The organism is Micromonospora sp. NPDC049529 (genome assembly GCF_055586685.1).
The window spans coordinates 18,119-27,492 of the sequence record NZ_JBVJHT010000037.1 but is presented as its reverse complement, the minus strand read 5'-3'; the positions used below and the strand labels follow the sequence as shown (position 1 = coordinate 27,492).

The 9,374-nt window shown below is 71.0% G+C and carries 12 protein-coding genes; 10 read left to right on the top strand and 2 right to left on the bottom strand.

The features are described from left to right. The coding region (locus tag ACZ6QQ_RS36545; protein ID WP_465882599.1) for a LacI family DNA-binding transcriptional regulator at positions 1-239 on the bottom strand (239 nt) is incomplete at its 3' end. Between the two features lie 215 nt (positions 240-454). Between ACZ6QQ_RS36545 and ACZ6QQ_RS36540 the strand changes: the two genes are divergently transcribed. From ACZ6QQ_RS36540 to ACZ6QQ_RS36530, 3 genes are all read left to right on the top strand, one after another. Beyond that, complete coding sequence (locus ACZ6QQ_RS36540) at positions 455-1,633, top strand: Gfo/Idh/MocA family protein (RefSeq protein WP_465882598.1); 1,179 nt, start codon at positions 455-457, stop codon at positions 1,631-1,633. Positions 1,634-1,689: 56 nt separating this feature from the next. Next, on the top strand, positions 1,690-2,448 hold the full coding sequence (locus tag ACZ6QQ_RS36535) for a sugar phosphate isomerase/epimerase family protein (RefSeq protein WP_465882605.1): 759 nt from the start codon (positions 1,690-1,692) through the stop codon (positions 2,446-2,448). Between the two features lie 84 nt (positions 2,449-2,532). Continuing rightward, entirely contained in the window at positions 2,533-2,937 is a 405-nt protein-coding gene (locus ACZ6QQ_RS36530; RefSeq protein ID WP_465882604.1) for a thiol-disulfide oxidoreductase DCC family protein, read from the top strand. 79 nt (positions 2,938-3,016) lie between these two features. Here ACZ6QQ_RS36530 and trxA read toward each other — a convergent pair whose 3' ends face one another. Next, a complete protein-coding gene (gene trxA, locus ACZ6QQ_RS36525) occupies positions 3,017-3,379 on the bottom strand; it encodes a thioredoxin (RefSeq protein WP_465882596.1) in 363 nt (120 codons plus the stop codon). 626 nt (positions 3,380-4,005) lie between these two features. Between trxA and ACZ6QQ_RS36520 the strand changes: the two genes are divergently transcribed. The 7 genes from ACZ6QQ_RS36520 to ACZ6QQ_RS36490 all read left to right on the top strand — a co-directional run bounded on the left by ACZ6QQ_RS36520 (position 4,006) and on the right by ACZ6QQ_RS36490 (position 9,334). Next, positions 4,006-4,629 carry a hypothetical protein gene (locus ACZ6QQ_RS36520; RefSeq protein ID WP_465882595.1) on the top strand — a complete coding sequence of 208 codons (624 nt, stop codon included), beginning with the start codon at positions 4,006-4,008 and terminating at the stop codon, positions 4,627-4,629. 37 nt (positions 4,630-4,666) lie between these two features. Further along, a complete protein-coding gene (locus ACZ6QQ_RS36515) occupies positions 4,667-5,308 on the top strand; it encodes a TrmH family RNA methyltransferase (RefSeq protein WP_465882594.1) in 642 nt (213 codons plus the stop codon). Positions 5,309-5,385: 77 nt separating this feature from the next. Continuing rightward, on the top strand, positions 5,386-6,105 hold the full coding sequence (locus ACZ6QQ_RS36510) for a DUF6758 family protein (protein WP_465882592.1): 720 nt from the start codon (positions 5,386-5,388) through the stop codon (positions 6,103-6,105). A 120-nt stretch (positions 6,106-6,225) separates the two neighbouring features. Next, positions 6,226-6,384: a hypothetical protein gene (locus ACZ6QQ_RS36505; protein WP_170208591.1), complete on the top strand. Its 159-nt coding sequence runs from the start codon at positions 6,226-6,228 to the stop codon at positions 6,382-6,384. Positions 6,385-6,390: 6 nt separating this feature from the next. Next, positions 6,391-7,266 (top strand): PH domain-containing protein, encoded by an 876-nt coding sequence (locus tag ACZ6QQ_RS36500; protein WP_465882590.1) that lies wholly within the window; start codon positions 6,391-6,393, stop codon positions 7,264-7,266. Between the two features lie 137 nt (positions 7,267-7,403). Continuing rightward, on the top strand, positions 7,404-8,159 hold the full coding sequence (locus tag ACZ6QQ_RS36495; RefSeq protein ID WP_465882588.1) for a SigE family RNA polymerase sigma factor: 756 nt from the start codon (positions 7,404-7,406) through the stop codon (positions 8,157-8,159). After that, on the top strand, positions 8,156-9,334 hold the full coding sequence (locus ACZ6QQ_RS36490; RefSeq protein WP_465882587.1) for a hypothetical protein: 1,179 nt from the start codon (positions 8,156-8,158) through the stop codon (positions 9,332-9,334). The genes ACZ6QQ_RS36495 and ACZ6QQ_RS36490 overlap by 4 nt, the downstream gene beginning before the upstream one ends. Positions 9,335-9,374 lie beyond the last annotated feature (40 nt).

Sequence of the window (9,374 nt, the reverse complement as noted above, 5' to 3'; positions counted from 1 at the left end):
CGGGTGATTTCGGCGAAGTAGGGGTCGGAGACGTCGTGGACGATGACGCCGACGGCGGAGCGGTGGTTGCGGGCGAGTAGTTGGGCGTGCGCGTTCGGGACGTACTGGAGTTCCTCGACCGCCGCCAACACCCGCTCCCGCAGCGTGTCGGTGACCGGTTTCGCACTGCCGTTGATGATCCGGGACGCGGTGGCGGGGGAGACCCCCGCGCGGCGCGCCACGTCTGCCAAGGTGGCCATCGATCCGACCTCTCCCCGGCCGCCCTGAAGCCGGCTGGAGGTGAGGATAGCGCGAGCCGGTCCGGGCACGAGGAAAGCCCTTGCCGAATCCGGGTCCGGACCAGTAACGTGCGCAGGAAAGCGCTTACCTGCCGCTTTGCCGGCGTGTCCCGTACCCGAACCCCCGGATCGAACAGCTAGCTGGATCGACCGCGACAGCCTGAGGAGGCAACGGCATGGCCCGTACCACGATCGGGATCGTGCTCAACGGCGTGACCGGCCGCATGGGCTACCGGCAGCACCTGGTCCGCTCGCTGCTCGCGATCCGCGAACAGGGCGGCCTGCCGCTGCGCGACGGCACCCGGCTCTGGCCCGAGCCGGTGCTGGTCGGCCGCAGCGAGAACAAGCTCCGGGAGATCGCGCAGCGGCACGGCCTGACCGAGTGGACCACCGACCTCACCGCTGCGCTGGCCCGGCCGGACGTACAGATCTACTTCGACTCCCAGGTCACCGCCCAGCGGGAGAAGGCGCTCCGGCTGGCGATCGAGGCCGGCAAGCACATCTACACCGAAAAGCCGACCGCCGAGGACCTCTCCGGCGCGGTCGAACTGGCCCGGCTCGCCGATGCCGCCGGCATCAAGCACGGCGTGGTGCAGGACAAGCTCTTCCTGCCCGGCCTGCGCAAGCTCGACCGGCTGGTCAAGGGCGGTTTCTTCGGCCGCATCCTGTCCATCCGGGGCGAGTTCGGCTACTGGGTCTTCGAGGGCGACTGGCAGCCGGCGCAGCGCCCGTCCTGGAACTACCGGTCGGCCGACGGCGGCGGCATCGTGGTGGACATGTTCCCGCACTGGCACTACGTGCTGGAGCAGATCTTCGGCCAGGTCACCGCCGTGACGGCGCACGTGGCGACACACATCCCGACCCGCTGGGACGAGGCCGGCGAGCCGTACGACGCGACCGCCGACGACGCCGCGTACGGCATCTTCGAGATCGACCGGCCGGGCCAGTCGACCCCGATCGTTGCCCAGATCAACTCCTCCTGGGGAGTGCGGGTCTACCGCGACGAACTGGTCGAGTTCCAGGTCGACGGCACCGAGGGCAGCGCCGTCGCCGGGCTGCGCAACTGCCGGATCCAGCACCGGTCGACCACGCCCAAGCCGGTCTGGAACCCGGACCTGCCGGCCACCGAGGACTTCCGGTCCCAGTGGCAGGTCGTGCCGGACAACGAGGAGTTCGACAACGGCTTCAAGGCGCAGTGGGAGCTGTTCCTGCGTCACGTGGTCGAGGACCAGCCGTACACCTGGGACCTGTGGGCCGGCGCACGCGGCGTCCAACTCGCGGAGCTGGGGCTGCGCTCGGCCCGCGACGGCGTCCGGATCGGGATCCCCGAGCTGTCCGGCGAGCCCTCCCGGTGAGCGGATCCGTGCGCGACCGGTTCTCGCTGAACCAGGCGACCACGAAATACTGGCCGATGGAGGACCTGGTCGCCGGCTGCGTCGACGCCGGGGTCGGCCAGGTCGGCCTCTGGCGGGAGGAGACCCGCGCCTACGGCGTGGCGAAGACCGCGGCGCTGGTCCGCGGCGCCGGGCTCGCGGTCACCTCACTGTGCCGGGGCGGTTTCTTCAACACCCCCGACTGGTACGACGAGAACCGGCGGGCGATCGACGAGGCGGCCACGCTCGGCGCCCCGGTGCTGGTGCTGGTCTCCGGCGGACTGCCCGAGGACAGCCGGGACCTGGACGGGGCACGGGCGCACGTGGGCGACTCGATCGGCGCGCTGGTGCCGTACGCGCTCGACGCCGGGGTCCGGCTGGCGATCGAGCCGCTGCATCCGATGTTCTGCTCCGACCGATGTGTGGTGGCCAGTCTCGGGCAGGCGCTCGACCTGGCGTCGCCGTACCCGGCGGAGGCGGTCGGGGTGGTGGTCGACACCTACCACCTGTGGTGGGACGACCGGGTGTGGACGCAGATCGACCGGGCTGGCCGGGAGGGGCGGATCGCCTGCTTCCAACTCGCCGACTGGATCACCCCGCTTCCGGAGGGGGTGCTGCTCGGGCGTGGCCTGCCCGGCGAGGGCTGCGTGGACCTGCGCCGGTTCGCCGAGGCGGTGGACGGTGCCGGTTTCACCGGACCGATCGAGGTCGAGGTGTTCCACGCCGGGGTGTGGGCCCGTCCCGGGCGGGAGGTACTGGACGCCACGCTCGCCGGTTACCTGGCGGCGGTGGGGTAGGCGGGCTTCCGGTCCGCCCCGGCCCGGCATGATCGTCATGACATGACCTGGCCCGCCCCGCCACGGCTGGAGGAAGATGGACGAATGGACCGGTCCATCTTCCTGTACGACGGCGACTGCGCGTTCTGCACGACCTGTGCGGAGTTCGTCGGTCGGCGCATCCCGACCCGCGCCAAGGTGCTGCCCTGGCAGTTCACCGACATCGACGCGCTCGGCCTGACCGTCGCGGACTGCGACGCGGCCGTCCAGTGGATCGGTGCGGACGGGGTCCGGGCGGCCGGTCCCGATGCCATCGCCCGGCTGCTCGGCGAGAGCGGGCGGCTCTGGGGGGCGCTCGGCCGACTGCTCCGCCTCCCCCCGGTACGCGCGCTCGCCTGGCCCGCGTACCGCTGGGTGGCCCGCAACCGGCACCGCATGCCCGGCGGCACCGCCGCCTGCTCCCTGCCCCAGTCCGTCCGCGAACAACGCTACGGCCCCACCCCCCGGTAGCCCGGGAGAAGGGGAGGGCGGGAGACGGCACCGGCCGGACACGTGGTGCGTGTCCGGCCGGGGAGTTGGTGCGGGTGGGTCAGTGTTCGTGGCTGGCGAGCTGCTTGCGGACGTCGTCCATGTCGAGCTGCTGGACCTGCTCGATCAGCGACTCAAGAGCGGTCTCGGGCAGCGCGCCGGGCTGGGAGAAGACGATGACGCCGTCGCGGACCGCCATGATCGTGGGGATCGAGCGGATCTCGAACTTGGCGGCGATCTCCTGCTGAGCCTCGGTGTCGACCTTGCCGAAGACGATGTCCGGGTGCTTCTCGGACGAGTTTTCGTAGACCGGGGCGAACCGCTTACAGGGGCCACACCAATCTGCCCAGAAGTCCACCAGAACGGTGCCCTCCGAGCTGGTCACCTCGTCGAAGTTGGCTGAAGTCAGCTCAACGGTCGCCATTGAACTCTCCGTTCACGGGTTGAGACCTACGCCTGCAAGAACCTCTTCACCCGTACGGACATTCCCGGTCCCCCCACACCGAAACGCCCAGCGTGGCCAGGGTCACGTCGACTCACCCGAACGAGGGGGGTCGATCGGTCGTCCCGTACCCGGACCCGGCTCCATCGATGCTCATCGGTTCATGGGTGGAAAAGAGAGCTCGATTAAAGAAGATTAACTGAATACTCACCGTGACGGGAGCGCTTCCAGGTTGGTGGGTCTAACGACCTGCGGTGATCCGGTGATCACGCTGCTGGGGAGGGGTAATTGCCCGGATGACCATCGGTCACCGCAACATCAACTCTCACGTAAAGTAGTGTTGCGAAAAAGTAACTGTGACCTCTGTCTCTGTTTCGACTCTTCTGCGTACGGCTGTCATCGGGCAGAATCTCTCGTATCAGAGCGTGGGCGGCGGGTGCCGGGGAGGGCCCCGCCGCTCATTGCGTCCGGCCCCGTTTCTGATCCGGGGCCCGACCCTGCCCGATGACAGGCCCCGGCAGTGACGGTCCGCCTGCCCCCCGTTCTTCGTGTGGCAACACCCCGTACCTCTGCTCCTGCGGTCATATGCTGGCGCCGGGAGGTCCCCCATGAGCCACTCCGTGCCGGGTGAGCCGCCGGTCGCCGGTCGTCGGACCGGGCAGGCGCCCACCCTGGCCTACTCCACCGACGAATGGAAACTGCTCATCCGGCTGCCGGGTCGGGTGCTGGTGGCGGCGACCTCGCCCCAGCCGGCGAGCCCGCGCCACGCGGTGCTCGAAGGGCTGGCCGGACTGGAGGGCATCGCCGCCGGGCGGGCCTTCGACAGTGATCTGGTCCGGGCCGTGGTGGCGGCCATCTACGCCGAACCCGACGACACCCCGCTCTACGCCGGAACCCGCCCGCCGTGGCGGTCGGACGCGTTCGGCGGCGTACCCGTCGACGGGTATCCGGCCGCGCCGGGCGCCGGGCAGCGGGCCGACCGCCAGTGGGCCGACCGGCACGACCGGCTGGCCGGGCTACTGGTCTCCTGCCATGCGGCGGTCGAACTGCTCACCGATCGGGCGGACCCGGCCGACTCCGCGGCGTACCGGCAGTGGGTGCAGTCGGTGGCCGCCCGCGTACGCCGGGCGGCCCATCCGGTCGACCGGCACCTCGGCACCTCGGGGGAGTGGCTGCCCGACGGTGCCGGTGGCTTCCTCGGCCGGCTCGGTACCGCGCTGGGCCTGCGCTGAGCTGGACCGCCGGACGGGTGCGTACCCTCTGCAGATCGTGGAAGGTGCGGCCCCGGAGGGCGACGAGTCGGAGGTCGGCGTCGGCCCGTGGTCGGGCGACCTACCGACCGATCCCCGGTACGACCCCGAACTGCTCGCCCACGGCGACCGGCGCAACGTGGTGGACCGCTACCGGTACTGGCGGCAGGAGGCGGTCGTCGACGACCTGGACCGGCGCCGGCACACCTTCCACGTGGCGATCGAGAACTGGCAGCACGACTTCAACATCGGCACCGTGGTCCGCAACGCCAACGCCTTCCTCGCCGCCGAGGTGCACGTGGTCGGGCGGCGTCGGTGGAACCGGCGGGGTGCCATGGTGACCGACCGGTACCAGCATGTCCGGCACCACGAGACGATCGAAGGGTTCGTCGGCTGGGCCCGGGCGGCCGACCTGGTGGTCATCGGGATCGACAACCTGCCCGGTTCGCGCCCGCTGGAGACGGTCGCGCTGCCGCCCCGGTGCGTCCTGCTCTTCGGGCAGGAGGGGCCGGGCCTGTCCGATCCGGCCCGTGCCGCCTGCGACCAACTTCTCTCGATCGCCCAGTACGGGTCCACCCGCTCGATCAACGCGGGGGTGGCCAGCGGGATCGCCATGCACGCGTGGATCCGGGAGCACGCCGGTCCGCCGCCGTCGCCGTAGTCGTCCGGCTCGCCCGGCGGACCGCCGCTCCGAGGCAAGTTGACCGAAAAGGCCGGTTCGCTTGACTACGGGGTGCTGTGCCGTGGACTGTAGTTCGTGTGAGTCTTGCGGTGAGTTGTCCGAGGTGCGGTGGCGCGGTGTCGCCGCCGGACCTGATGCACACCGACTGGCGCTGCGCCGACTGCGGCCCGGTGCCGCCACTGCACACGGCCGGACAGGTCGGGCCGGAGATCGTGGCGAGCGCGACCACCCGGATCAGGGACACGCCCGAGCCGGTGAACGCTTTCCCGATACCGCTGTGGTGTCCGTGGCCGCTGCCGACCGGTTGGGTGATGACCGGCGCGGTCTGGGCCGGTGACGATCGTACGGGTGTGCGAGCCACCGCCGTGGCGTGCAGCGGACCGGCTCCGCTGGGCGGCGGACCGGCCGACCTGGTCCTGGTGGCGGAGGAGCCCGGCGTCGGTCTCGGCACCCGGTTCGCCGGCATCGCCGGGCTCGACCCCGGCGCCCTGCTCGCCGACGTGATGGCCGATGAGCTGCCGGGTCACGCCGAGCACCCGCCACATGCGAAGGTCCGGGCCGACGGGCATCCGACTCCACTTTGGTCGGTCAAATCCCCGACAGACCGAAGCGCGTACGTCGGCGAAGCTCGGGGACGGTGGTTATATGCGATAACCTGGCCGTCGAGCGCGGGCTACCTCCTCGCGGAAGATGTCGTGCTACACGACTTGACCGAGTGGACTCCACCCGAGCTGGTGTACGGCGCGCCGTCTCCGTACCTGCACGGGTTGGTCTAGTGGCCGGCTCGGGCCGGTTCGAAAGTGGCACAAACTTGGAATTCACGCTACGACGCCTGACTGATACGCTACGTACTGCTGCGGTGACGCCACTCGGCGCCGATGAGGGGATGGCCCGTCATGGTCAAGAAGGTCCTCACCTGGGGCGGAATCGCCTTCCTGATTTTCTTCATCGCGTTCCGACCTGACTCCGCCGCCGACGTCTTCAAGTCGTTGGGCGGCGGCGTAATGGACATCGCGCAGGGCTTCAGCGACTTCTTCGCCAGCCTCTTCGCGTAGCCGGGCATGGGTAACCCGTCCGGGCCACCCCCCGACCCCGACGACGTCGAACGCTGGCGTCGCGAGCGGGACACCGAGCCGATTCCGCGGGCCCGACCCGACGACGACCTCGGTGACGGCCCACCCTACGCGGGCGGTCCCTCCTATCCGGACGGACCGCCGTACCCGGATGGTCCCGGCTACGACGACGAGTCACGTTCCGGCCGGAGCTGGGACCGTGACCCGGACGCCGGCTACCGACCCCCGGAAATCTCCGAAGAGGAGTTGGCCGGGCTCCGGGTCGACGCGTCGGGCATGCCGCTCGGTCCGCGACGGGTGCTGCCGCTGGAGGACGAGCCGACCGCCCTGGTGGCGCGTTACCTCTTCCCCACCGAGCGGTACCGGGGCGAGTGGAAGCGGCACAAGATCTACCTGGCCACGCCGATCCTGATCGGGCTCGCCGCCACGTTCGTGCTCGGCTATCTCTCCGGCTTCCTGGCCGGGCAGCAGATCGCCGGGCTCACGCTGATCGCGGCGCTGATCTGGCTCGGTGTCATGGGCTACGTGGCGTGGAAGGTCGCGGACTGGTTCTTCGACCGGTTCATCCTGACCAACAAGCGGGTGATGGTGGTCAACGGGATCATCACCCGGCGGGTCGCGATGATGCCGCTGGCCCGGGTCACCGACATGAAGTACGAGCAGTCGCCGCTGGGCCGGACCCTCAACTACGGCACCTTCGTACTGGAGTCGGCCGGTCAGGACCAGGCGTTGCGCGAGGTCAAATACCTACCGAACCCGAACGAGCTGTACCTGCGTGTGGTCGAGGAGATGTACGAGCCGCAGGCGGTCGAGGCGCGGCTCGGCAAGGAAGCCGACGAGGCCAAGGCCGACGACGGCGCATGACCCTGCGTAGTTGATCCACTGCGACGGGTGCGGGACTTCCAACCGAACATCGGAGGCGACCCGCACCCGATCGCGGTCGACTCGACCACCACGGCTGTGACAACCTGACGGTTGGTTCAGCTTCGGGGAGGCGACAGGTGGCGGCCAGGGCAGACCTGGAAGACGAGTTCCGCGAGTTCGTCGCGGCCCGATCCGCCGCCCTGCTGCGTACCGCGTACCTGCTGGCGGGGGACTGGGCGACGGCCGAGGACCTGTTGCAGACCGCGCTGACCAAGACGTACCTGGCCTGGAAGCGGCTCGGCGAGATCGAGGCGGTCGAGCCGTACGCCCGGCGGGTCCTGGTCAACACCGCGACGAGCTGGTGGCGGCGGCGCTGGCACGGGGAGCGCCCGACCGAGGTGCTGCCCGAGCGGCCGGCGCCGGACCTGATCGAGGAGCAGCTGGAACGTGACGCCCTCTGGCGGCACCTTCGGACGCTGCCGGCTCGACAACGGGCCGTCCTGGTGCTCCGCTTCTACGAGGACATGACCGAGGCGCAGACCGCCGCGATGCTCAACATCTCGCCCGGCACGGTGAAGAGCCAGACCTTCCGGGCACTCAACACGCTGCGCCGCCGGCTCGGCGAGGAACGGCTCGGAGCGGACCCGGCACTCGGAACGGAAGCGGCACTCACCGCCCGTACCGCCGGGGCGGCCGCTCGGGGTCCAGCCGGTGCGGAACGCAGCGGCACCGGGTCGCGCGCCGGTCGGGACGGCGCACGGGGCACCACACCCGCGCCCGCACCGCGTCGGGTGCCGGGCGTGCCGCGTACCGCACCGGCCCGACGGCCGGTGCCGGCCGTACCCGGGGCTCCGGCGCCGGCGGGGCCGGCGGCCCTCGGCGAGGGTCGGTGACCATGCTCGAGGACTCGCTGCGAAACATGTTCGCCGAGAAGGTCCAGTCTCCGCCCCCGCTCAGGGACCCGGCCTCGGCCGCCATCCGCCGGGGGCGGGCGGCCCGCCGCCGCCGGACCGCCGCCTCCTCGGTCGCCGCCGCGCTCGCGCTGCTGGTCACCATCGGCGGGATCGTCTCGCTGCGGAACCTCTCCGGCGGCAACGGCACCCGGGGCGAGTCCGTGATCGCCTTCAACGGCCAGCCCGACGGCGCGCCCACCAGCCCACCGGTGGAGCCGCGCCCCACCACCGACACCGGCATCGGCCTCGACCTGTGGGCCTCCGACCGGCTCTGGACCACCGACGGCCGCACACTGCCGCTGACCGGCGTCGGCCCGGTGACCCGGATCTACCGGGTCCCCACCGGCTGGGTGTACGGAGGAACCGGCGGGATCCGGTTCCTCCGCACCGACGGCAGCTCGATCTCGCTCAGCGGCAACCGGGACCGGTGGGTCCTGAACCCCGCCGGGGACCAGCTCGCGTTCGTCATCGACACCGCGCTCTACCTGGCCCGGGTCAGTGCCAGCGGGCTCGCCGTACGGACGAAGGTCGACGTACCGGCCGGTGTCTCGCCGGTGGCCTTCCTCGACCGGTCGGTGGTGGTGACCGCCGACTCCGGCGGTTTCGCCGTGCTGGATCCCGAGCGGCCCCAACAGCCGATCTGGAACACCGACGTCACGGCGGTCTACGGGAGCAACGGCAACACTCCGCGCGGGCTCGTCCGCGCCATCGGTGACCAGCCCTCCTGCCTGGCCGACCTGCGGGCGTCCGGCACCGGCCTGACCGTCGAGCGGACCGACATCTGCGGGTTGGACCTGGAACGCGCCACCACCGGGGACCGGACCACCCCGGACGGCGGCTGGCTCGCCGAGAGTCGGCTGATGGAGATCCAACTGGTCGATCTGACACCGGCGGTCGACGGGCGCCGGGAAACCGTCGCCTGCCCGGTCCGGACCACGGTCCCGCCGGCCTGGGCGGACAACCGGACCCTGCTGACGGCCGACGACCGGGGCGTGGTCCGGTGCGGCACCGACGGTGCTCAACGGGTGGTGCCGCTGCCGGCCGGGGTGAGCGCCCAGTGGCAGTTCGTGCCGAGACTCACCACCACCGCCACCCCACAGCCGCCGACCGGCTGAACTCCGGGCGCCGGTCCGGCCGAGCACCGCCGCGACGACA